General features: G+C 72.2%; 23 protein-coding genes. 17 read left to right on the forward strand and 6 right to left on the reverse strand.

Annotation, left to right across the window (positions count from 1 at the left end; all coding sequences use genetic code 11):
- Positions 1–130: 130 nt before the first annotated feature.
- On the reverse strand, positions 131–439 hold the full coding sequence (locus ACMCNN_RS11400; RefSeq protein WP_412746148.1) for an AzlD domain-containing protein: 309 nt from the start codon (positions 437–439) through the stop codon (positions 131–133).
- Complete coding sequence (locus ACMCNN_RS11405) at positions 433–1149, reverse strand: AzlC family ABC transporter permease (RefSeq protein ID WP_412746149.1); 717 nt, start codon at positions 1147–1149, stop codon at positions 433–435. The genes ACMCNN_RS11400 and ACMCNN_RS11405 overlap by 7 nt, the downstream gene beginning before the upstream one ends.
- A gap of 65 nt (positions 1150–1214) precedes the next feature.
- Between ACMCNN_RS11405 and ACMCNN_RS11410 the strand changes: the two genes are divergently transcribed.
- Positions 1215–1772, forward strand: a complete 558-nt coding sequence (locus tag ACMCNN_RS11410; RefSeq protein WP_412746150.1) for a helix-turn-helix domain-containing protein — start codon at positions 1215–1217, stop codon at positions 1770–1772.
- 6 nt (positions 1773–1778) lie between these two features.
- Here ACMCNN_RS11410 and ACMCNN_RS11415 read toward each other — a convergent pair whose 3' ends face one another.
- A complete protein-coding gene (locus ACMCNN_RS11415) occupies positions 1779–2372 on the reverse strand; it encodes a hypothetical protein (protein ID WP_412746151.1) in 594 nt (197 codons plus the stop codon).
- A gap of 36 nt (positions 2373–2408) precedes the next feature.
- Between ACMCNN_RS11415 and ACMCNN_RS11420 the strand changes: the two genes are divergently transcribed.
- The 4 genes from ACMCNN_RS11420 (at position 2409) to ACMCNN_RS11435 (ending at position 6035) form a co-directional block, all read left to right on the forward strand.
- Positions 2409–3095, forward strand: coding sequence for a response regulator transcription factor (locus tag ACMCNN_RS11420; protein ID WP_412746152.1), 687 nt, complete (start codon positions 2409–2411; stop codon positions 3093–3095).
- 12 nt (positions 3096–3107) lie between these two features.
- Positions 3108–4475, forward strand: coding sequence for a sensor histidine kinase (locus ACMCNN_RS11425; protein ID WP_412746153.1), 1368 nt, complete (start codon positions 3108–3110; stop codon positions 4473–4475).
- A 136-nt stretch (positions 4476–4611) separates the two neighbouring features.
- Positions 4612–5418, forward strand: a complete 807-nt coding sequence (locus tag ACMCNN_RS11430) for a lytic polysaccharide monooxygenase (RefSeq protein ID WP_412747139.1) — start codon at positions 4612–4614, stop codon at positions 5416–5418.
- Positions 5418–6035 (forward strand): DUF305 domain-containing protein, encoded by a 618-nt coding sequence (locus ACMCNN_RS11435; RefSeq protein ID WP_412747140.1) that lies wholly within the window; start codon positions 5418–5420, stop codon positions 6033–6035. Before ACMCNN_RS11430 ends, ACMCNN_RS11435 begins: the two co-directional genes overlap by 1 nt.
- A gap of 57 nt (positions 6036–6092) precedes the next feature.
- Here ACMCNN_RS11435 and ACMCNN_RS11440 read toward each other — a convergent pair whose 3' ends face one another.
- The gene (locus ACMCNN_RS11440) at positions 6093–8414 is read right to left on the reverse strand and encodes a glycosyl hydrolase family 18 protein (protein WP_412746154.1); all 2322 of its coding nucleotides are present in this window, start codon (positions 8412–8414) and stop codon (positions 6093–6095) included.
- Positions 8415–8549: 135 nt separating this feature from the next.
- Here ACMCNN_RS11440 and ACMCNN_RS11445 point away from each other — a divergent pair, with 135 nt between their 5' ends.
- From ACMCNN_RS11445 to ACMCNN_RS11495, 11 genes are all read left to right on the forward strand, one after another.
- Positions 8550–8945: a hypothetical protein gene (locus ACMCNN_RS11445; RefSeq protein WP_412746155.1), complete on the forward strand. Its 396-nt coding sequence runs from the start codon at positions 8550–8552 to the stop codon at positions 8943–8945.
- Positions 8942–10189 (forward strand): hypothetical protein, encoded by a 1248-nt coding sequence (locus ACMCNN_RS11450; protein ID WP_412746156.1) that lies wholly within the window; start codon positions 8942–8944, stop codon positions 10187–10189. Before ACMCNN_RS11445 ends, ACMCNN_RS11450 begins: the two co-directional genes overlap by 4 nt.
- Positions 10186–11307, forward strand: a complete 1122-nt coding sequence (locus ACMCNN_RS11455) for a S8 family serine peptidase (RefSeq protein WP_412746157.1) — start codon at positions 10186–10188, stop codon at positions 11305–11307. The genes ACMCNN_RS11450 and ACMCNN_RS11455 overlap by 4 nt, the downstream gene beginning before the upstream one ends.
- A gap of 75 nt (positions 11308–11382) precedes the next feature.
- On the forward strand, positions 11383–12093 hold the full coding sequence (locus ACMCNN_RS11460; protein WP_412746158.1) for an alpha/beta hydrolase family protein: 711 nt from the start codon (positions 11383–11385) through the stop codon (positions 12091–12093).
- A gap of 538 nt (positions 12094–12631) precedes the next feature.
- Entirely contained in the window at positions 12632–14071 is a 1440-nt protein-coding gene (locus ACMCNN_RS11465) for a hypothetical protein (protein WP_412746159.1), read from the forward strand.
- Positions 14072–14213: 142 nt separating this feature from the next.
- Positions 14214–14948 (forward strand): AfsA-related hotdog domain-containing protein, encoded by a 735-nt coding sequence (locus tag ACMCNN_RS11470; RefSeq protein WP_412746160.1) that lies wholly within the window; start codon positions 14214–14216, stop codon positions 14946–14948.
- 55 nt (positions 14949–15003) lie between these two features.
- The gene (locus ACMCNN_RS11475; protein WP_412746161.1) at positions 15004–15810 is read left to right on the forward strand and encodes a carboxymuconolactone decarboxylase family protein; all 807 of its coding nucleotides are present in this window, start codon (positions 15004–15006) and stop codon (positions 15808–15810) included.
- Between the two features lie 26 nt (positions 15811–15836).
- The gene (locus tag ACMCNN_RS11480; protein WP_412746162.1) at positions 15837–16550 is read left to right on the forward strand and encodes a hypothetical protein; all 714 of its coding nucleotides are present in this window, start codon (positions 15837–15839) and stop codon (positions 16548–16550) included.
- Complete coding sequence (locus ACMCNN_RS11485; RefSeq protein ID WP_412746163.1) at positions 16547–17548, forward strand: zinc-dependent alcohol dehydrogenase family protein; 1002 nt, start codon at positions 16547–16549, stop codon at positions 17546–17548. The genes ACMCNN_RS11480 and ACMCNN_RS11485 overlap by 4 nt, the downstream gene beginning before the upstream one ends.
- A gap of 260 nt (positions 17549–17808) precedes the next feature.
- Positions 17809–18549, forward strand: coding sequence for an AfsR/SARP family transcriptional regulator (locus ACMCNN_RS11490; protein ID WP_412746164.1), 741 nt, complete (start codon positions 17809–17811; stop codon positions 18547–18549).
- A 217-nt stretch (positions 18550–18766) separates the two neighbouring features.
- Positions 18767–19984, forward strand: a complete 1218-nt coding sequence (locus tag ACMCNN_RS11495; RefSeq protein ID WP_412746165.1) for a ketosynthase chain-length factor — start codon at positions 18767–18769, stop codon at positions 19982–19984.
- An 18-nt stretch (positions 19985–20002) separates the two neighbouring features.
- Here the strand turns inward: ACMCNN_RS11495 and ACMCNN_RS11500 are convergent, their stop codons facing one another.
- Positions 20003–20431 (reverse strand): GNAT family N-acetyltransferase, encoded by a 429-nt coding sequence (locus ACMCNN_RS11500; RefSeq protein ID WP_412746166.1) that lies wholly within the window; start codon positions 20429–20431, stop codon positions 20003–20005.
- Between the two features lie 22 nt (positions 20432–20453).
- Between ACMCNN_RS11500 and ACMCNN_RS11505 the strand changes: the two genes are divergently transcribed.
- The gene (locus tag ACMCNN_RS11505) at positions 20454–21401 is read left to right on the forward strand and encodes an NADP-dependent oxidoreductase (RefSeq protein WP_412746167.1); all 948 of its coding nucleotides are present in this window, start codon (positions 20454–20456) and stop codon (positions 21399–21401) included.
- Between the two features lie 53 nt (positions 21402–21454).
- Here the strand turns inward: ACMCNN_RS11505 and ACMCNN_RS11510 are convergent, their stop codons facing one another.
- Complete coding sequence (locus ACMCNN_RS11510; protein ID WP_412746168.1) at positions 21455–22873, reverse strand: vWA domain-containing protein; 1419 nt, start codon at positions 22871–22873, stop codon at positions 21455–21457.
- Positions 22874–22983 lie beyond the last annotated feature (110 nt).

Genomic DNA, 22983 nt, shown 5'->3' on the forward strand with positions numbered 1-22983 from the left:
CATCGGCCCCGTGCGCCGTCCGCTTAGCCGGTGGTAACGGTTTTGTTGCGGACGTGTCCCGGACCTCAGGTGACGTGAGATGTCAGGTTCACGGTGGGCCGGGCGCGGGGAAGTGGACCGCTGGAGCGGCTCAGGCGATACCGGCCAGGCGCAGGAGGGCTGCGGTGGCGGCTGCCGCGACCACGACCACGACGAACGGCGCCCGGCGCCACGCCAGCAGTGCCCCCACCGCCACCCCGGCCGGGCGGGCGACTCCCGCGAACCCGCCGTCCCGGGTGAGCGCGGCGGTCGCGGCCAGCGCGGTGAGCAGGGTCGCCGCGGCCATCGGCAACAGGCGCTGCAGCCCGGCCGGCAGGTCCAGGCGTTCGCGCAGCAGGACCCCGGCGAGCCGCATCGTGTACGTGCCGACGGCCAGCGCGAGGATCGCGGCGATCAGCATGTGGCCGCCTCCGGAGCCGGGTCGCCGGCCGGTACGCGGCGGCGAGGGCGGGGGCGGAACAGGGTGGCCAGGCCGAGCAGCGCGCACAGTACCGGCAGTCCCGCCGGCAGGACCGGGGTGAGCAGCACCGCCAGGCCCGCGCCGGCCAGCGCCGCGAGACGGGTGTCGCGGTCACGCAGCGACGGCAGGACGAGCGCGATCAGTCCGGCCGGGAACGCCGCGTCGAGGCCCAGAGCGGCCGGGTCGCCGGTGGCGCCGCCGAGCCACACGCCCAGGGCGGTGCCCGCGTTCCACGAGGTGAACAGCGTGCCGCCGATCAGCCAGTACGTGCGGCGGCGCCGCGCCGGATCGTCCTCGGCCAGCGTGAACGCCACCACCTCGTCGGTCATGAGGTGGCTGCCGATCAGCCGGTGCCGCAGCCGCGGGCCGACGGCCGGCGCGACGGCCAGCCCGAACGGCAGGTGCCGCGCGTTGAGCAGCAGCCCCGCCAGCACGGCCGCGACCGGGCTGCCCGCCGCGATCAGGCCGACGGCGAGGAACTGCGAGCCGCCCGCGAACACGATCACGGACATCAGCACCGGCACCCACACGGGCAGCCCGTACGCGATGGTGATGGCCCCGAACGACGCCCCGACGGCGATCATGGCGGCGGCGAGGGCGGCGGCGTCGCGACGCAGGGTCCGGTCGAGCGTTCGACGTGACGTACGCATGGTTCAGAATAATGAACGAAGGCCCGCCGTTCGTCAAACCGAACGACCCGACCGATGGAGCGAACATGCACCAGCCCGCCCCTCCGCTGGCGACCATCGCCGCCGCCCTGCGCCGGGAACGCGAGCGGGCCGGCATCTCCCTCGCCGAGCTGGCCCGCCGCGCCGGCCTGGCCAAGTCCACCCTCTCCCAGCTGGAGGCCGGGACGGGCAACCCGAGCATCGAGACGCTGTGGTCGCTCGGCGTCGCGCTCGGGGTGCCGTTCAGCCGCCTGGTCGAGCCGCCCGCGCCCCGCGTACGCGTGCTGCGCGCCGGCGAAGGGCCGCGGCTGCGGGCGGAGAGCGCCGACTTCATGGCGACCCTGCTGGCGGCCGGTTCCACCCACGCCCGCCGCGACGTGTACGTCATGGAATTGGAGCCGGGACAGGCGCGGGAGGCCGAGGCGCACATCCCGCACAGCGTCGAACACGTCGTCGTCGCCGCGGGACGGCTACGGGCCGGCCCCACGGCCGAGACCGTCGAGCTGGGGCCGGGCGACTACGTGTCGTTCCCCGGCGACGTGCCGCACCACTACGAGGCGCTGGAGCCGGGCACCTGGGCGGTCCTGGTGATGGAACACCGCTAGCCGGTGTCAGCCGCCGATCTCGCTCACCTCGGCGAACGGCTGCCCGTCGCGCCACACCGCGTGGATGACGAAGTGGTGACCCTGCTCGATGAAGAACACGGCCAGGTTGTCGGGCGTGTTCTGCACCTTCTGCACCGAGTACCCGGCGGCCGGGGTGGCCGTGACCAGCTCGACCCGCCCGTCGCTCATCCGGATCACGGCCTGGCCGCCCTCGACCACGAACGACCGGGTGTACGAGGTGACCCCGGCCGAGTCCGTCGTCACCGTCCACCCGTCGCGGGTCTCCGTCGCCTTCTCGGGCGCACGGGGCGCGGTGCTGGATCGCGCGGCAGCCGGGCGGGACTTGCTGGCCGACGGCGTGGGTGAAGCCGACGACGGGGCCGGAGCGGCGGCCGTCGTGGGGGTCTCGTCGTCGGGGACGGTGACGGACGGCTCCGGTCGCGCGGACTCACGGGCCAGCTCGTGGACGGAGGTCAGCGCCTGCTCGGCCGGCGCCGCGGCGCGCAGCACCGGCAGCAGCGCGACAGAGGACAGCGCGATGCCCGCGACGGTCGCCGTCAGCCACCCGAGCAGGGGCGCCCAGCCTCGCAGTAGTCGCACGGTTACCGCCTTTCAGCTGCCTCTATGTTTGATCCTATGGCGTTGATCCTGCTTGTCGAGGACGACCGCATCATCACCGCGGCGCTGCGTCGGACGCTGACCGATGCGGGCCACGTGGTGCATGCGGTGAGCCGTGCGCGCGACGCGCTCGACTATCTCGTCGACCACCCGCCCACGATCATCCTGCTGGATCTGGGCCTGCCCGACATGGACGGTACCGACGCACTGCGCATGATCCGGAAGGTGTCCGACGTACCGGTCGTGGTGGCCACCGCGCGCAAATCGGAGAACGCCATCATCCACCTGCTCCACGCGGGCGCCGACGACTATGTCACGAAACCGTTCTCCGGTCCGCACATCCTCGCCCGCATCGACGCGGTGCTGCGCCGGTACAGCAGCAGCGCCCCCGACGAGCGCAGCACGATCACGGTCGGTCCCCTCGTGATCGCGCGCAGTGAGCGGTGCGTCTCCATGAACGGCGAACCCCTGAAACTGACCCGGCGCGAGTACGACGTGTTGACGTATCTTGCCGAGCGGGCCGGTCAGGTGGTGAGCCGGCAGGAACTGATGACCGAGGTGTGGCGGCAGGCGCACATCGGCGAGGAACAGACCATCGACGTCCACCTGTCCTGGCTGCGCCGCAAGCTCGGGGAGACGGCCGCCGAACCGCGGATGCTGCGTACGGTGCGCGGCGTGGGCGTGATGATGGTCGATCCCGGCTGAGAGGGGACCGCGATGAGGTGGGCGCTCAACCGGCTGGCGCTGGCCATCACCTCGATGGTGGCGCTGGCCTTCTTGGTGCCGTTGGCGGTCGTCACCCGGCAGCTCGCCCACGACCGGGCGTTCGGCGACGCCCGGCAGCAGGCCAGCGCGATGGTCGCGGCGCTCGCGGTCGACGCCGACCCCAGGCTGCTGACCCTGGCGGTGGCCAGCACCGCGGCCGGTGGACAGCGGCGGCTGGCGGTGCATCTGCCCGGAATGGCGCCGATCGGCGCGACGCACGCGGATCCGGCCGACGTGGCGCTCGCGGCCCGGTACCGGCAGGCGGTCACCTCCGACGCCGGCGACGGGGTGTCGTACCTGTCACCCACGGTGATCCGCGACGGCCGTACAGCCGTGATCGAGGTGTACGTGACCCGCGCCGACATGGAGCGCGGCGTGTGGCGCGCGTGGCTGGCGCTCGCCGGGGTGGCCGTCGTCCTGGTCATCGGGTCGACGCTGGTCGCCGACCGGCTCGGCGGCCGCATCGTGCGGGCCACCCGGCGGCTCGCCGGTACGGCACGTGACCTCGGCGGCGGCGACCTGAGCGCGCGAGTCGTCCCCGAGGGACCACCCGAGCTGAGGGACGCCGCGCAGGCGTTCAACGCGATGGCCCGGGACATGCGCCGGCTGCTCGACGCCGAGCGGGAACTCGCCGCGGACCTGTCCCACCGGCTGCGCACCCCGCTGACGGCACTGCGCCTCGACGCCGACGCGATGCCGCCGGGCCCCATCGGTGAACGCATGCGCCAGGCCTGCGACCTGCTGGACGAGGAACTGGAGGCGATCATCACCGGGGCGCGCCGGGGTGCGGGCGACCGCGCCGCCGAATCCACGGACCTGGTCGAGGTGCTGGCCGACCGGCTGGCGTTCTGGTCCGTGCTGGCCGAGGACCAGCAACGCCCGTGGACGGTGGTGGGCGGCGACCGGCCGGTCACCGTGCCGGTGTCGCGCGGCGACCTGATCCTCGCGGTGGACGCCCTGCTCGGCAACGTGTTCTCGCATACCCCGGAGGGTTGCGCCTTCGAGGTCAGCATCTCCGATCGCGCCCTGATCGTCGACGACGCGGGGCCGGGCATCGCCGACCCGGCCGCCGCCGTGCGCCGCGGGTCGAGCGGGGCCGGTTCCACCGGCCTGGGCCTCGACATCGTACGGCGGGTCGCCGGGCTCGCCGGGGGACGGCTCGACATCGGCCGTGGACCGCTCGGCGGGGCCCGGCTGGCGATCGTCCTGGCCGCGCCGGAACCGGCCGGATCCGATATGGACAGCGCCGTGCCGCGGCCGAGGGGGCGCTTCGGAATGGTACGGATGTCGCGCGCGGGCAGTCGCCGAGCACTGCCGTAGCGTGGTTTCACGGCCCTTTCCGAAACGTTTAAGGTTCGTTTGAGGCGCCGCTGGCTAGCGTCCTGACCCGTTACTCGAGATCCGTCGGAGAGTCCGGCGATCCGATCGACAGAAACGGGTTGAGTCAACGATGGCTATGCGCAGACTGTTCACCTATCCGCTCGCCGCGATCGCGGCCGCCGGTACGGCGCTCGCCGTCACCGGCTCGCCCGCGTCGGCGCACGGATACGTGTCGTCGCCGCCGAGCCGGCAGGCCCTGTGCGCGGCGCGCGCCGTACCCGACTGCGGTCCGATCCAGTTCGAGCCGCAGAGTGTCGAGGGCCCGAAGGGACAGCGCAACTGCAACGGCGGGCTGTCCCAGTTCGCGGTGCTGAACGACAACAGCCGCAACTGGCCCGCCAAGGCCGTCGGCAAGACCGTCTCGTTCAGCTGGGCCCTCACCGCGCGGCACCGCACCAGCACCTGGGAGTACTTCATCGGTGACAAGCGGGTGGCCGTGTTCGACGACGGCAACCGGCAGCCCGAGGCGGTCGTGACGCACCAGGTCGACCTGAGCGCGTTCCCCGGGCGGCAGACCGTACTGGCGGTGTGGAACATCGGCGACACCCCGATGGCGTTCTACAACTGCATCGACCTGAACGTGGGCGGTGGCAGTGGCTCCGCGCCCGCGCCGACAAACCAGCCAACGACCCCGTCGACCCCGGCGCCGACCACGCCGTCACAGCCCAGCCAGTCCACCGCGCCCAGCCAGTCCAGCGCGCCCAGCCAGTCCGATGGCCCGGGCAAGCCGAGCGCCGCGGGAACCTGGGCGGCGGGGACGAGCTACCGCACCGGGGACGTGGTGACGTTCGACGGGAAGCCTTACCAGTGCCGTCAGGGGCACACCGCGCTGCGCGGATGGGAGCCGTCGGTGTACACGCTGGCGCTCTGGTTGCCGCTGTGATGCAGCGCAAGCGGCTCTCCGCCGCGTTGCTGGCGCTCGTGCTCTCGGTGACCGTCGCCGCCTGCGGCACCGAGCCACCCGCGGCCGGGACGGCGACGGCGGCCCCCACCACACCGACCGCGTCCGGTTCGGCGGCGGCGGTGCGGGCCGACGGCCCGTACAACGACGCCGACGTGATGTTCCTGCAGATGATGGCCGCCCACGAGAAGCAGGGGCTGGAACTCGCGCATCTGGCCGGTGGGGCACAACGCGAGAACGTACGGACGCTGTGCGCCGCCGTGGAGGCCACCCAGACCGACGAGGTCGCGCTGATGACGTCGTGGCTGCGCGGCTGGTCGAAACCCGTCGAGGTGGACACCGACCCGGCGGCGCACGCCAGCCACGGCGGCCTGCCCGCGACCGGGCCCGAGCAGATCGCGGCGTTGAAGAAGTCGGGCCGGTCCGAGTTCGACGGACGGCTGCTCAACCTGTTCATCGGCCACCAGCACAACGCGGTGGAGATGGCGACCAAGGAGGCCGCGGACGGGGCGAACGCCCGGACCAGGGAGTTCGCCCGCCGCGTCGTGGAATCCCGTACCGATCAGATCCAACAGATGTTGACGCTCCTCAACGAATAGGGTTCCCGGGTCGCCGTACCTGTCCGGAGACGGTGCGGCGGCCCGGCCACCATCGCGTCAGAGCCCGCCGTTGAGCGCGGTCATCAGCTCCCCGCCGGTGGTGTCACCCGACATCTCCCAGATCATCGCGCCGAGCAGGCCCCGGTCCTTCACCCACGCCGTCTTGCGGGCCAGCGACCAGGCGTCGTCGTACGTCCACCACTGCCCGCCCGGGCCGGTGAAACAGTAGGTGGACACCGACTGCGTGTCGTGGTGCACAGCGCAGCCGGGTACCGACGCCAGCAGGTTGGCGTACCCGCGGGTGCCCGCCTCCTCCGCGAACTGCCCCGGTGCCGCGCCGGTCGCCGACTGCCACTCGCCGTACGCCGAACCGCCGTCCGGTGCCGTGCCCGCCGCCACGCCCTGCCAGCCGCGGCCGTAGAACGCGACGCCGACGGTGAGCTGCCGGGGCTTCACGCCCGCGTCGGTGTACGTCTGGATCGCCCGCTCGACACTGAATTCGAACGGGTACGGGTCCTGCGCGTCGCGGTAGAGGTTGCCCTGGTGCCCGGTGCGGTTCGGCTCCCACGAGTTGTCGCTGCCCGCGCCGTGGAAGTCGTACCCCTGGACGTTGGCGAAATCCAGGCTGTTGAAGACGCCCGGGGCGCTGATGTCCCAGCCGGCGGCGATCTTCGCCGGGTCCGCCGGGGTGAACGCGGTGAGCAGGTAGCGCCGGCCGGTGGTGGCGCCCAGCGCGTCGAGCTGCCTGCGGAACTCGGCCAGCAGCGCGGTGTTGTTCGCCTTGTCCTGCGCACCCCAGTGGTTGCCCGGATGGCCCTCGGCGCCCGGCCACTCCCAGTCCAGGTCGATGCCGTCGAAGATGCCCGCGGCACTGCCCGCGCCGCCCGCCCCGTTGTAGACCGGCAGGTTCCCGCGCAGGTACATGTCCACACAGGAACGCACGAACTTCTCCCGCGTGGCGGGCGTCGCGGCGGCATCGGAGAAGAACTTCGAGTACGTCCAGCCGCCGATCGACATCAGCACCTTCAACTGCGGGTACTTGGCCTTGAGCTTGCGCAGCTGGTTGAAGTTGCCGCGCAGCGGCTCCCAACCGGTGTCGGCGACCCCGTCGACGGACTGCGCGGCGCTCATCGGCCGGGCGTAGTCGGCGTCCGCGTCGCCCGCGCCCGTTCCCTGGTCGGGGTCCTGCGGGTTCTGGGTGGTGCCCCTGGTCACCCCGTTCATGCAGGTCAGGTTCACCGGGTCGAGGTTGGTGAACGCGTAGTTGAGGTGGGTCAGCCGCGCCGCCGCGCCCGAGGTGTCGAGGTTGCGGACGAAGTACTGCCGGCCGTAGATGCCCCACTGCACGAAGTAGCCCACCTTGGCGTAGTTGCCGGTGCCGACCGCGTCGTCGGTCGTCACGGTCACCGCGGCGCTGGGCGGCGAGGCGTTGTCGTAGGTGTCGCGCGCCCGGATGGTGAACGTGTACGCGGTCAGGGGTGTCAGCCCGCCGACCGTCGCGGTGGTGGCGGTGGGCGCCACCGTGGTGGCCAGGGTTGCGCCCCGGTACACGTCGTACCCGGCGATGCCGCTGGCGTCGGTGACCGCGTTCCAGGCCAGGCTCACGCTGGTGGCGGTCCGTCCGGTCGTGCGCAGGTTGCCCGGCGCCGGGGGAGGGGTGGTGTCCTCGGCCGGGTCGCGGGTGGTGGCGGAGACGGCCGTGCTGTCGGCGGACGCGGTGCCGCGGGTGTCCCTGGCCCGCACGGTGAAGGAGTATCCGGTCTTCGGCGCCAGGCCGGTGACCGTGGCGGCGGTGCCGGTGACGCTGGCCGCCAGGGTGCCACCGCGGTAGACGTCGTACGACGCGACGGGGAAGTCCCCGGCCGCGGCCGCCGCCCAGGTCAGCGAGACGGTGGTGGTGGTCCGGCCGGTCACGGCCAGTCCGCTCGGAGCCCCCGGCGGACGGTCGGCGCCGCCGTCGCACCGGTTGCCGTTGACCCGGCAGTTCAGCGGCGCGGCAGAGGACCCGTTGGCGATGAACCAGAAGCTGTACGGCTCCGTGGTGCCGCCCGCCGCCACGGTCCCGTTGTAGTGGGCGTTGCCGACCGTGACGTGGTTGCCGCTGGTGGTGACGGTGCCGTTGTAGGCGGCGCCCATGGTGACCGCGGGTGGCAGGTCGAATTCGAGGGTCCACCCGGTGATCGATGCGGAGGTGGGGTTGGCGATCACGTACGTGTCGAGGAACCAGGTGCCGTTGTCGGCAGAGGAGAAGGTGGCGGTCAGCCCGGCCGCGGCGTGGGCCGGTGCGGCGACACCGACCGCGGCGCCGCTGGCCAGCAGGGCGGCCGCGAGTCCGGTCAGGGCGCGTACTCGTGGGGTGGGGCGTCGTGGGGTCAGCACCGGGACACCTCCGTACAGTTAATAATCCTAACTGAAGTTACAAAGATGACGGTCGATGCGTCAACCCGGCGGGGCATCGCGGCCGGGTCCGCGCCGATATGATCATGGCGGCGGTACTGCGAACGGGGAGGCAGCGTGCCGGATGGAGTGCAGATCGACACGGACGGTGTCGGCGATGTCGCGCACGGAATGCGCGGCCAGGCGGACGGCGGTCTCGCCGACGCGGCGCAGCGGGGCGCGACGTTGCACGCGCACGGCGTCGAGTTCGGTGCCCGGATCACTCCCAGCAGCGTGGTGACCGAGGCCAAGACCCGGTACGCGCAGGCCCTCGCGCACACCGAGGCGAACCTGCGGGCCTACCACACCGCGGCGGGCGCGCTGGCGGATGCGGCGCAGGAGATCGCGCGGATGTTCGCGTCGTCCGACATGAGCTCCGCGGCGGCCCAGCGCAAGGTCGAGGACATCATCGCCGAAGCGGTCCGCGCGGCGAACGCGGCGACCGACCCGACCACGAAGGGGCCGCTGCTGTGACCGCGACGAACTGGGACAACTACAACCTGCCGGCCATCGCGGCGATGCTGGAGGGCGAGAACGCCTGCACCGGTGCCGACCGGGTGCTGGCCTGGGAGGGCCTGGCCACCTCGGTCCGCGAACAGCACGGCAGGTTGCTCAAGGCGGCCGAGGACCTGGCCGCCGTGTGGCCTCCGGAGAAGAACGCATCGGCGTCGGGGTTCCAGCGCCGCATCGCCCGGCTGGCCGATTCCATGACCGACACCCTGACCTGCGCGGAAGACACCCGAGTCGGGCTGCGCGGCGTCCTCGACGCGATCGGTACGGCGCAGAACACGATCCGGACGCTGGCCGACGGGCGCGCCGAGGTCAGCGAGGACTGGGTCCCCCGGTTCATCGACCACGCCGAGGACGAGTACGACGAGCAGGCCCAGCAGGTGATGCGCGAGGCCGAGGCCGCGATCCGCGACCACAACCCGCAGATCCGCGCACCCCTGCTGTACCGGATGGAACCCGGCAGTGGAGACATCATCGATCTCCCGGGTGAGCCCGACGGGGGCGGCCCGAGTTCGGGCGCGGGGACGGTACACGCCCAGCCGCGGCCGGTCGCGGTCCCGCACCATCCGGTGCTCGTGGGCGAGCCGCCGCACGGTCCGGGCGCCGCTCCCGGTTCCCTGCCGGGCCACGACCCGTCCGCCGGTGTCGGTCCTGGACTCGCCGGATCCACCATCACCCCGACCGGGCCGCTGCCGGGCCAGGGCCCGGGCGGCTATCCGGGTGGATCGGCGGCCGGTGGCGCCCTGCCGGGTGCGGTGATCGGCGGCGGCGGAAGCGCGGGATACGGGCTGATTGCGGGTGCCGGTGGTGCCGGAACGCTCGGCGCGCTGGGTGCTGGTGGTGCGGGTGCGTTCGGAACCCCGGGTGCCGGTGGCGTCGGGGCGTTCGGCGCCCCGGCCGGCGGCACGGGCGTCCCCGGTGGGCCCGCCGCCGCGGCGAGCCGGCAGTCCGTGCCGGTGCGTCGTGGGTTGCCCTCGGGCGCGGTGATCGGGGCCGACGGACAGGGGCCCGGCGCTGGCCGGGGCCAGGCCCCGTTCGGTGCGCCGGGACAGCGTGCCGGTCGGCGCGGCGAGGACGGGACCGTACTGCCGGAGGGGGACGCCGACCAGCAGTGGGCGACCGCCGACGGGGGGCCGGCGGTGATCGTGCCCGACGCCACGGTGACGCGGCACGATCCGGGGCCCGGTGTGCTCGGCTTCCCGCGATGATCGGGCGCTTCGCGGCCGGCGCGGCTACCGCGCTGGTCCTGATCGGAGTGTCCGGGGCGCCCGCCGCCGCGGACAGCATCCGCGACCGGCAGTGGCACCTGTCGGATCTGAGGATCACCGAGGCGCACCGGATCACCCGGGGCGCGGGAGTCGTCGTTGCGGTGATCGACACCGGGGTCGACGCGAAACACCGTGACCTCGCCGGGGCCGTTCTGCCCGGCTACAACACCGTGTCCGGGCGGTTCGAGGACCCCACCGGCCGCAAGGATGTGGTCGGTCACGGCACCGAGATGGCGGGCCTCATCGCGGGTCGCGGACACGGCTCCGGCGCGGGCGTGCTCGGCATCGCACCGGCGTCGAGCATCCTTCCGATCGACTCGCCGGTCGGCGGCCTCGGAGGTGCGTTCCTGCCGGAGGCGGTCGACTTCGCGATTGCGCACCACGCCGGGGTCATCAACATGTCCTTCGGGGGGCCCGAGCGGGACGAGGATCACGAGGCGATCCGCAAGGCCCTGGCCCACGACATCGTGGTGGTCGCCGCGTCGGGCAACCGTGACGCGGAGGGTGAGGACTACCCCGGCCTGTACCCCGAGGTGCTCACCGTCGGCGCGTACGGCGCCGACCGGAGGATCGCCGACTTCTCGGTCACCGGCCCGCAGGTCGACCTGGTCGCGCCGGGCGACCACCTGGCGACCACCACGGTCAGCAAGTCCGGGTACGGGTTGGGCAGCGGCACCAGCGAGGCCACCGCCGTGGTCAGTGGCGCGGCCGCGCTGATCCGCGCGAAGTACCCGACGATGAGCGCGGCCGAGGTGGTGCACCGGCTCACCGCGACCGCCGACGACGCGGGCGCACCGGGCCGCGACGACACCTACGGGTACGGGCGGCTGAATGTCGTGCGCGCGCTGACCGCCGACGTCGCCCCGCTGCCCGCCGTCCCCGCGTCGCCCTCGGGCGGAGCGGCACCGGCGGACCCGGCCCGAGCGTCCAAGGTGGACACGCGGGACCTGCCCCGGGCGGCGAACCCGCTCGTGCCGGCTCTCATCGCCGGGGGCATCCTGCTGGCCGGTGCCGCCGTGCTCGCCGGGGTGTTCCGGCGCCGCCGCCGACCGTCCTGACCCGGTCGGCCGCGGACCGTCCACAGCGGACCAAACCCGGTGGTTCGGCTGGTGCCGTCCCGATACGATCGGGCGATGGCGCAGCCCGGATACCTGAACGAGTTCGTCCTGCCGGTCGACGTGCGGGCGCGTGAACGCCACGGCACCCTCGACCTGTATCTGCCCGACACCGCCCCGCCGCGTCCCGCGGTCCTGTTCGTCCACGGCGGACCCATCCCCTCGGACATCCCGACGACGCCCCGCGACTGGCCGATCTTCCGGGCGTACGGATCGTTGGTGGCCGATCGGGGCCTGGTCGGCGCGACCGTCGACCACCGACTGCACGCCGTCACCGACTATCCGCTGGCGGCCGACGACGTCGCCGCGGCGGTGGAGCTGCTGCGCGCCGACCCGCGTGTCGACGCCGACCGGGTAGCGTTGTGGTTCTTCTCCGGCGGCGCCCCGCTCATGGCGGACTGGCTGCGCGCCACGCCGCCGTGGCTGCGCTGCGTGGCCGCCACGTACGGGATCCTGTCCTGCCCACCCGAGTACGGCACCAGGTTCAATCCCGCGGACGCGGTCGCCGGGGCCGGCGCCCTGCCGATCGTGGTGACCCGGGTGGGCCGGGAGAGCCCCGAGATCGCGCAGACCGTGGAGCAGTTCGTCGCGGCCGCCGAGACCTGCGGCGCGCGGCTCGACGTCGTGGACGTCCCGAACGGGCGCCACTCGTTCGACATTCTCGATGACACCGATGAGTCCCGGCAGGCGATCGGGCGGGCGCTGGAACTGGTCACAAAGCTCATTTGAGCGCAATTGATCTCTTGTGGACCGAAGTTGCGCGGTGCGTTCACACTGGCCATTGTGCGGTGACCACAAAGATGAACATCGCTCCGATTACGGCGATCGACGTCGGTTGTTTGCGCAGGTCGACAACGGGGCCGGGGCCGTGTGCCTAGTTCTTCACAGAGCTTTGACGGCGACCCTGAGCGACAGTATCGTGGCAGATCGATATGTTGACGGAGGGGGGTCGGCATTGGATAAGAGGGCTGTTGTCGGCGGCGATCTTTCCGCGCCGGGCTCGCTCTTCTCGCTCGGCCCGCCTTTTTTGCCGCGTCAGCGAAACGAGCCCGGCCGACACAATGCATGCCGACCCATTGCCTGCCAGCACAGAGCATCCAGTCCGCTGAATGCCGTTCCGGACGCCGAGTCTACGTCAGCCGCGGGCCGGCATGCCAGACGGAGAGTGCTGGTCAAGCAACGCAGAGTAGAACGCACCTCGCTCGGAGCGTGAGGCGGATGCACGAGAGCCGACCTCGATGATGGCTAATCCACTGTGGGATGAGAGATGAGTCGGCAGGTCAAGGCGGGCAGCAAGGCCTACCGCACGCAGGTGCGTGATCGGCTGGCCGCGCTGGGCTTCCCAGCCGAGATCATCTCCGCGCGGGTCGCGGAGCAGCTGATCGCGGAATGCCAGGTCCGGCCGCGAACGGCGTGGCGCCTGGCGGCCGAGTTGTCGCTCGACCTGGCGGCGCGTCACTACAACACGATCAACGCGGACCCGCGGGCGGGGATGCGCGGATCCCGCGTCTGGGAATACGAACAATGGCCCGACCGCGGTGTCCGGCCCACGGTGCACGTGCTGCGCATCCTGGCGCAGGTGTACGGCACCGAGTGGAGGTCGCTGCTCGACCTTCGCGACCTGGAGAATCTGCCACCGAAGGAGCTCGCCGAATACCACTCCGCCCCCGGCCGGGCGCCCGCGGGGACGGGACATCGGCTCCCGTCCGGTGGCACTGTCGCGCCGTGGCAGCCGCCGCCGGGCGGCGCAATCAGCCCGCTGGACGAGGCGAGGGCTCTCACCACCACGAACGTCGACGACGTCCAGCTCGACGACCTGTGGTCGGACCTGGGCCATCTCGGCGACGCCTACACGCACAGCGCACCGAAGTCCATCCTGCGCCAGCTGTCCTTCGTGCGCGAGCAGGCCGTGAACCTGTTGCAGGGCCGGCAGCGACCGAAGCAGGCCAGGGACCTCTACCTGTTGAGCGCGAAGTGCTGCGCGATGATGGCGTGGATGTCGGCCGACCTGGGACGGTACGGCGCCGCGCAGGAACTCAATTCCGCAGCCTGGCTGTACAGCCTGTACGCCGAGGACGACCTCGCCCGGCGCTGGGTGCGGACCGCGCAGTCCCGGGTGGAGTACTGGGCCGGCGACGGCGCCGAATCGGCCCGGCTGGCCGCGGACGGGCTGGCCTACAAGGTCAGCAGCGGAATGACCGACGCGCCGCTCATCCTGGCGGAGGCCAGGGGCTGGGCCAGCATCCAGGCGGAGCGGCAGGTGCTCGATGCCGTCCGGCGGTGGGCCAGGATCGAGGACGCCGATCCCGTGGTCCCCGACGAGGACAGGTTCTTCAACATCAGCAAGGACCGCCGGTACTACATGGCGGGGACGTCGCTGCTGTCGGTGGGCCGCACCAGCCTCGCCCTGGAGGAGCTCCGCACGGCCCGGCAGGCGTACGAGCGGTCGGCGCCGGAGGTCCGGTGGGAGGCGATGGATCCGATGATCCGGATCGACACGGCCCGCGCATATCTGCGGCTCGGCGAGCTCGACGGCACCGCCGCCGAGATCGAGCCGTTCCTGTCCGCGGATCTGGGCCGTCGCCCGGACATGGTCCGGGCGATGCTGAAGGTCCTGACGACGGAACTCACCGGCCCGGCCTGGCACAAGTCGAAGACCGCCGAGGGTCTGGCGGACGCGTTGCGCGACGCTCAGCGCCGCGAATGACGACACAGTTGCCCGTAGGGCACGAGATGGTATGGGGGACATCTTGTTGTCAACGTCGATCACTGCCCCGACGGGGCCGGTTCCAGCGGACTCGTCACCGGATTGCGCGACCAGGGACCGGGACGCCAGACACGTCATCCTGGTGGCCGACAGGTTCGAACGGTTCGCCGACGGCGAGCAGGTGTACGCCGTCTCCGACTTCACGGCCCGGGTCGTCAGGGGCGCGGCCACGGAATTCGATGCCGGTTGTGTGGTCCACGCCGGCCAGGGGATCGAGGGCCCGGATCTGGACGTGCTGCGGGCGATCTGTACGGCGGACCGTACCTCCGGGATCCGTCTCGCCGCCTCGACCGGCCGCTTGTGGCAGCCGGTACCGGCGGCGACGGTGCACAAGAGCCGGGCCGAGAACGTCCTGCTGGCGGACCTCCGCAACCCCGCCAAGGAACGCTGCTCGGCCCGCCTGCGGATACACGCCGACAACGAGCTCGTCCTCGACCACCACAGTGGGAAGCACGTGCAGGGCATGGTGATCATCGAGGCGATGCGGCAGGTCTGCACCGCGCAGTTCGAGACGAGTTACCGGCCGGAGCTGCCGCGCCACGACTACGCGGGACTGTGGCACCGCATGGATCTGGCCTTCGAGAGCTTCCTGTTCGCCCTCGACGCGGACGTGCTCGCCGAGATCACCGATGCGGACCTCAGCCGCGGGACCAACCTCCGCTTCCACGCGAGGACCTCGGTACGGCAGAACGGCGAGGTGGTCGCGACGGCCGGGATCGAGTACTCCATGGTCGACAGGAAGCGGGTGGACGTTCTCGAACGGTACCGGGCCGCCCGGGCCGCCCGGGCGCACATCGCCGGGCACGCCGACCGGTGAACGTGGGGGGTGTCCGACCGGATACCCGTCCAACAACGAAAGAGGAGAGCTGACGATGGTGGACGTGCCGGCCGCGGACCCGCGCCCCGACTTCGATCGGGGACTGCGGCTCATTCAACGGATGGGCGACCGCGAGCGTCCCGCGGTACTCGACCTGTTCGAGAGTCTGGACGAGGGCGCCTTCGGCGAGGAATGCGTGGCGTTCATCTACGGCGGTGTCTACCACCGAAGTGGCCTCGAACTGCCGGAGCGGCAACTGGCCACGCTCGGCGCGTTGACCGCCCTCGGCTACGCCTCCGGGCAGCTGCAGTTCCACGCGAGAGCCGCTCTGAACGTCGGGTGCACCCGGCGGCAGGTCATCGAGGCCATCGTCCAGGCGAGTTCGTACGTCGGCTTCCCGGCCGCGCTCAACGCACTCGCGGCGGTGCGGGAGGCCACCGCCGACATCGAGGAGGAGGACGACCAGAGTCCGCCACGACCGGCCGACGGCGACCGGTACGCCCGCGGTCTGGCCGTCATGGAACAGGTCGACGGCGAGGCCGGCAAGCAGGTGCTGGCGGCGCTGGAGGACGTCGCGCCGGATCTGGCGCGGTACATCATCGAGTTCACCTTCGGCGAGATCTACCCGCGGCCGCATCTGGACCTGCGGCAGCGGGAGATCGTCACGATCGCGGCGTGCACGGCGCTCGGTGCGGCCCTGCCCCAGTTGCGGGTGCACATTCACGGCCTGCTCAACGTCGGCGGCACCCGGCAGGAGGTGGTCGAGACGCTGCTGCACGTGGCGTTCTACGCCGGATTCCCGGCGGCGCTCAACGCCATGGCGGTGGCGAGGGAGGTCTTCACCGAGCGCGGCCAGCGTTAGTGGACGGATTCCGCAAGATCCGTTTTGTGGCCGTCGACTGCGACGGCGTCCTCGTCGACGACACCTACCTCGCCGTCATCGAGCGTTTCGTCACCCGACACGGTGGCCGCTACGACGCGCACGCCGAGCGGAGCATCATCGGCCTGCGCGACGTGGTCGTCGCCGTACGCGTCGCGCACCTGTGCGGGCTCGACCAACCGGTCTCCGACACCCTGGCCGCGCTCTGGGCGGAACGGGACCGGTACCTGCGCGAGCGGCCCATCCGGGTCGCCGAGGGCGTACCGGAGTTCCTGGCGTCGTTGCGGCGGCTCGGCCTGCGTGCCGTCTGCTACGGCGGGCGGACGCGGAAGCACACGTTCGACACGTACCTGGGGCACCTCGTGGATCTCCTCGATGCGGACCATCCGTACGTGAGCGTGAACGACCACCGGCCCGGCGTCGAGTGGATCGTCCGCGACGTCATCGGCTGCGAGTTCGACCAGGTCGTCTTCATCGACGACGTCAGCCGCGTGGCCGACGCCGCGCGCCGGCACGGCGCGGGGTTCATCGGCTTTCCCAGCAGCGCCGCACATGCGCGGCAACGGCAGTTCATGACCGAGGGCGGTGTGCGACACCTGATCGGCTCGCTCGACGAGGTCACCCCGGAGCTGCTGGAACGCATCGACGCGGAGCTGGCCACGGGGACGCACTGGCCGGCGCGCGACGACCATCACCACGATCGAGAAATGGGGCAACAGTGAAGTACTTCTGCCTGCCACAACCGGGTGGCAGCCTGGTACAGCGGGAACGCGGGATCCCGGAACCCGGCCCGGGCCAGGTGCTCGTACGGATGAAGGGCTGGTCGGTCAACTTCCGCGACCTCATGATCGCCAAGGGTCTGTACCCGAAGGCGGTCAAGGCGGACGTGGTGGTGCTGTCCGACGGCGCGGGTGAGGTCGTCCGGGTCGGCGCCGACGTCGCGCGGTGGTCGCCCGGCGACCGTGTCGTCGGCACGTACTTTCCGCGGTGGGTCTCGGGTCCGGGCACCCCGGACAAGACCGCGGACGACCTGGGCGGTGCGGTGGACGGCGTGCTGGCCGAGTACGTGGTCTTCGGCGAGCACTCGCTGGTGGGCGTCCCGGCGCACCTCGACTTCGCGGAGGCCGCGACGCTGACCAGCGCGGGCGTCACCGCGTGGCGGGCCGTGGTGGACGAGGGGCGGCTGGCTCCCGGACAGAGCGTGCTCACGCTCGGCAGCGGCGGCGTGTCGACGTTCGCTGTGCAGTTCGCCGCGCTCGGCGGCGCTCGGATCATCGCGACGTCCGGTTCGGACGAGAAGCTGGCGCGGCTCAAGGTGCTCGGCGCCAGCGACGTGATCAACCGTGCGACCACACCCGAGTGGGGTGTCGCCGCGGCCGAACTGACCGCCGGGGGCGTCGACCATGTCGTCGACGTCGGTGGTGGCGGCACCCTCGGGCAGTCCGCCGTCGCGGCCCGCATGGGCGGACACATCAGCGTCGTGGGTGTGCTGACCCAGGGCAACGGCGCCGACCCGCTCATGGTGCTCGCCAAACAGCTCACCCTGCGGGGCCTCACCAACGCCAGCCGGGAGACCTTCGAACGGATGAACCGGGCCATCGCGCTGGCCGGCCTCCGCCCGGTGATCGACAAGCGGTTCGGCTTCGACGACGTGGAAGCGGCGTACCGGTATCTGGAGTCCGGCGCGCACGTCGGCAAGGTGGTCCTCGACGCCGGATAACCGTCCACGGCGGTTGGGTAAATCTCCCCTCAACCTTGGCATTCGCACAGGTCAGCGGCCTGCTCGGGCCGGAAAACCCGAGTGGGTCGCAGGAATGGTGGCGGGTCCGGCCGGGCCGCGATAGTGGTACCTGCCGGAACGCCTCCTGCGCCGGGCGTCGGATCGCCCGGCTGCACCGACCGGTGTGCTGAAGGCTCTCAACAGAGGGGGTTCATATGCTAGGTGAGCAGACCCGGATCGGTCTTCTGGGGACGCTTGAGGTGAACCACGCCTCCAGCACGACGTTGGGCTGCCGCCTGGTGCAGATCACCGCGGCCAAGCCGCGGCAGATGCTGGCGATGCTCGCGGCCAACGCCGACACCACGGTCGGCGTGGATCAGATGATCGACGAGCTGTGGCCCACGAACCCGCCCAGCACGGTCAAGACCATCGTGCAGACCTACATCTACCAGCTGCGCAAGCTGTTCGGGGACCGGTCGCGTTCCTCGAACGGGTCTACCCTGCTGGCCACGCGCCCCGGCGGATACCTGCTGAGGGTGCCGCGCGAGCGGGTCGACATCTTCCAGTTCCAGACGCTGATGGCGCGCGGCAGGACCGCGTTGCGGCTCGGCCGGCCCGCGCAGGCGGCGCAGCTGCTCCGCGAGTCGCTGGAGTTGTGGCGCGGTCCCGTCCTCGCGGACGTCACCGTGGGACCGGACCTGCAGAGCCTCTCGGTGTATCTGGAGGAGCAGCGCCTGGAGGCCATCTCCGCGCGCATCGAGGCCGACCTGGCCGACAACCGGCACGGCGAACTGGTCGGCGAGCTGCGCCGTCTGGTGTCGGTGCACCGGCTGCACGAGTCGTTCCACATCCGGCTCATGCAGGCCCTGCACCGGTCCGGGCGCCGTGGTGAGGCCCTGACCGCCTATCAGCAGCTGCGCGGAGTGCTCGACAGGGATCTGGGGCTCCAGCCGTCCGTCGAGGCGCAGCAACTGCAGCGGGACATCCTCGCCAGCACCTGATCACCCCTCGCACCGCTGCGTCCACGGGGGACAGCAGCGGTGCCGGGTGTCCACCGGACTCTCGACGACCGGTGGACACCCGCTGGGGTGGCATCCCGGCAGCTCAGGCTCTGCCGCGGGCCTCGGCGCTGCACCACGGATTGAGTCGTGGTCGAGCGTCCGCCAATAGCGTCGGGCCCAGCGATCGGAACTGTCGGAAGGCACGGAGGCGGCGCACATGAGCGTCATCACGGGGATCGGCGTCGTCGCGCCGAACGGATTCGGGGCGGACGAGTACTGGGACGCGACGCTGTCGGGGCGCAGCGGGATCCGCGAGCTGGACCGGTTCGACACCGCCGGGTGTCCCGCCCGGCTGGCCGGGCTCGTCCGGGACGTGGACGCGGCGGCACACCTGCCCGGCGGGTTCCCGCGGCGGACCGACGTGTCGACCCGGCTGGCCCTGATCGCCGCGCGGGGCGCCCTGGAGGACGCCGACGTCGACCCCACCGCCCGCTCCGACCACGACATGGGCATCGTGACGGCCAACGCCTCCCGCCATTCAGCGCCCACCCACCGGGAGTTCCGGAAGTCGTGGCGGCCGGGCCCGGAGCACGCCGGCGTGTACGAGTCCCTCGCCTGGTTCTACGCCCTGAACACCGGCCAGGTCTCGATCCGGCACGGCATGCGCGGACCGTCGACCGCGCTGGTCGCCGAACAGGCGGGCGGCCTGGACGCGCTGGGGCAGGCCCGGCGCACCATCCGTACGGGTGTGCCGCTGATGCTGTGCGGCGGTGTCGACTCGGCGTTCGACCCGTGGGGATGGGCCTCGCACCTGGCCAGCGGGTTGGTCAGCGTCGACCCGGACCCGGCCACCGCGTACCGGCCGTTCGACGTGGGGGCCGCCGGGTACCTGCCGGGGGAGGGCGGTGCCGTCTGCGTGGTGGAGGACCCCGCCGCCGCGCTCGCCCGCCAGGCCCGGGTGTACGGCGAGATCGCCGGTTACGCGGCCACGTTCGATCCGCCGCCGGACAGCGGCCGTCCGCCGGGGCTGCGCCGCGCCATCGAGGCCGCCCTCGCCGACGCCGGGATCGCCCCCGCCGACGTGGACGTCGTCTTCGCCGACGCGGCCGGGGTCCCGCAGCTGGATCTCGCCGAGGCGCGGGCGTTGCGGGAGGTCTTCGGCACCCGTGGGGTACCGGTCACCGCGCCCAAGGCGCTGACCGGGCGGCTGCTGTCCGGGGGCGGAATGCTCGACGTCGTCGCGGCCCTGATGTGCATTCAGGAGGCGGTGATCCCGGCGACCTTCGGCACCCGCTGCGTGCCGTCCGCGTACGGCGTCGACGTCGTGCTGGGCGAGCCGCGCCGGGCGCCGGTGGACACCACCCTCGTGCTCGCCCGCGGCCGCTGGGGATTCAACGCCGCCGTCGTCATCCGCGAGTTCCCGCACGGGAACTGATCATCTGCGGCGCGCGGGTCACCGCCGGGTGATCGCCGCGAACAACAGGCGGTCGCGCCAGCTGCCCCGGACGTACAGATGATCGTGGAGGTGTCCCTCGCGCCGCATCCCGATCTTCGTCAGGACGCGGCCGGACGCCAGGTTGCCGGGATCGCAGGTGGCGGAGATCTTGTGCAGGCCGAGCCGGTCGAAGCCGAGACCCAGCATCGCTTCCGCGGCCTCGGTGGCCAGCCCCTGCCCCCACCAGGGACGGGCCAGGACGTACCCGGTGCTGCCCTGCCGGTGCGCCGCGCTGGTGATGCTCAGCTCGGCCGAGCCGATCAGCGCCTGCCCGGCGCGGTCGAGGACCGCGAGGGCGAACCTGGTCCGGGGTTGCCCTCCCCGACCGTGCGGAGGTCTTCCCGTCCGGGGGCGGACGTGGTGACGTGGAGGGGTTCGTGTCTCCACCGAGTCCCACCGGGAGGAAGCCATGCGCGCATTGCACGTCCCGGCCGCCGGCCAGGCGCCGGTGCTGGGTGAACTGCCGACCCCGCAGGCCGGCGCCGGCCAGGTGCTCGTCCAGGTCAAGGCCGCCAGCCTCAACGGCCTCGACAGCGCCATCGTCGCCGGACTCGTCGCCGATCTGCTGCCCCACGAGTACCCGCTGGTCCTCGGCCGTGACGCGGCCGGGGTCGTCGCCGCGGTGGGCGCCGACGTCACGCACGTCGAGCCGGGCGACGCCGTGATCGGCCACGTCCTGCTCGCCCCGCCCGTGCGGGCGGGGACCATCGCCGAGTACGCGGTGCTGCCCGCCGCGGCGGTCACCGCCAAGCCGCTGGGCCTCGACTTCGTCACGGCCGCGGCGATCCCGCTGGCCGGCACCGCGGCGCTCACCGCCGTCGACGCGATCGACCCGAAACCCGGCCAGGTGGTGCTGGTCGACGGCGCCGGTGGCGGCGTCGGATCGTACGCGGTGCAGCTGCTGGCCGCGCGCGGCGTGACCGTCGTGGCCACCGGTACCGCTCCCGACGCCGGCCGGCTCACCCGGCTCGGCGCCGCCACGGTCGTCGACTACACCTCCGGCGACGTGGCCGCGCAGGTCCGCGCCGTCCACCCGGACGGTGTCGACGCCCTCATCGAACTGGCCGCCTTCACCGCGGGCGGCGCCCCGCTGCCCGCCGTGCGCTGGGGTGGCCACGTGGCCAGCGCCACCGGCGCCCCGGACGAGCGGGCACTGGCGGCCGCCGGTCTGACCGGCACGCACATCGTGGCCGCACCGGTCCGGGAGGTGATCGCCGCGCTGGCGGAGCAGGTCGCCGCCGGGACGCTGACGGCCGAGGTGGGCACCGTGCTCCCGCTCGACGCCGCCCTGGAGGGCTTCGGCCTGCTGGCGGCCCGCCGGGCCCGCGGCAAGATCGTGATCATGGTCGCCGACTGACAGCCGTGCCGGGCACCGGTGGTGGTCACCGGTGCCCGGCATCGGGGTGGGGATCAGCCGAACGAGTTCACCACGACCGAGGCGGTGTCCACGGCCGGGCCGTGACCCTGGTCGTGCGGCACGCCGACGGTCGCGGTACCGGTGCAGGTGCCGCCCTTGCCGTCGCTGACGGTGTAGGCGATCCGGTACACCCGGCCGTCGCCGGTGCCGGCGCGTTCGGCACGCAGCTGGACCTTGTCCTTGACTGTCGCGTTGACCCACGCGGCGTCGGGTCCGGTGTCACCGTCGCCGGTGCCGTTCAGCGCCTCGTCCTGGGTCACCCCGGTGATCGTGATGCTGGTCGGGTCGCCGTCCGGGTCGGTGGCGCCGGCCAGCGCGACGGTGACGAACTTGTGGTTCGGCGGCCACAGCTCGTCCTTGCCGGGCTTCACCGTGGTGCACACCGGCGCCTTGTTGATGATCGGCTTGACGGTGTTCTTCTCGATGAAGGACGGTCCGCCGGACACGCCGTTGAGCTGGAAGTCCACGTCGCACTTGAGGTCGGCGGCGCTGCTCACACCGGAATCCACGGTCAGCGTCTCGGTGAAGGTCGCCGCGTTTCCGCTGGGCACCGTCTTCTGCGCGGCGTCGAACGTGGCGCTCAGACCGGCGTCGCAGGTGGCGACCGGCTTGACCGTCACGTCCAGACCGGTCAGACCGGCGAGGATGGCCGTCGACACGTCGCCCGGGTTGACGTCGGTGAACACCAGACCGCCGGTGGCGTTGGCGATCCGGGTCGCCTGACCGGGCGTGCCGCCCGGGGCCCCGCACACGCCGTACTCGGTGGACAGGCCCGGGTCGCCGTCGAGACCGTCCGGGGTGCCGGTGTTGCTGGACACCGCGATCACCCGGATCCCGGCGGCCTTCAGCTCCGCCGTCACCGACGCCTCGGTGACGTCGCCCGGCTCACCGGAGATCGCCGAACACACCGGATCGTGTCCGGGTGCGTCGCCGAACCAGACCACGATCCGGCTGGAGCCGGGCCGGAACCCGGCCTGGGTCACCAGCTTGTGCAGCGCGAACAGGTTCGCTTCCGGGGCGTCCCCGCCCTCGGCAGCGGACCAGGCGTTGATGGCACCGTTCGCGGCGGCGCCGTGGTCGTCGGCGGCCGGGATGGCGGCGTCGTTGTGGTACCCGAAGCTGGAGCTGGGGAAGTCACGGTACTGGCCGGCGCCGAAGCGGGCGTCGGCGGCGCCGCCGTTGACCAGCGCCAGGATGGCGCCCGCGTTGAACTGCACGTCGGTCAGCGCCGGGTCCATGCTGCCGGTGGTGTCGGCCAGGAAGTAGACGTCGGGCTTGGGCAGGATCTGCGGCGTGGTCACGGTCTTGGTGATCGTGGTGTGCTCGCCGGGCTTCAGCGACGCCGTGTACGTCGCCGGCGTCACGCCGTCCGCGGCCAGGGCCGGGGTGGCCGGGGCCAGTACGGTGGCCACGGCCGCGCCGGCCGCCAGGGCCCAACGCGGTACTGATCGAACAGTTGACACTGTGGTCCTTTCGGGGGACGCCAAGCATCGCCCGACCGGCACGAAGGCGCAGTGGGTAC

This window comes from Krasilnikovia sp. MM14-A1004, assembly GCF_047159485.1.
In the GTDB taxonomy this organism is placed as follows: domain Bacteria; phylum Actinomycetota; class Actinomycetes; order Mycobacteriales; family Micromonosporaceae; genus Actinoplanes.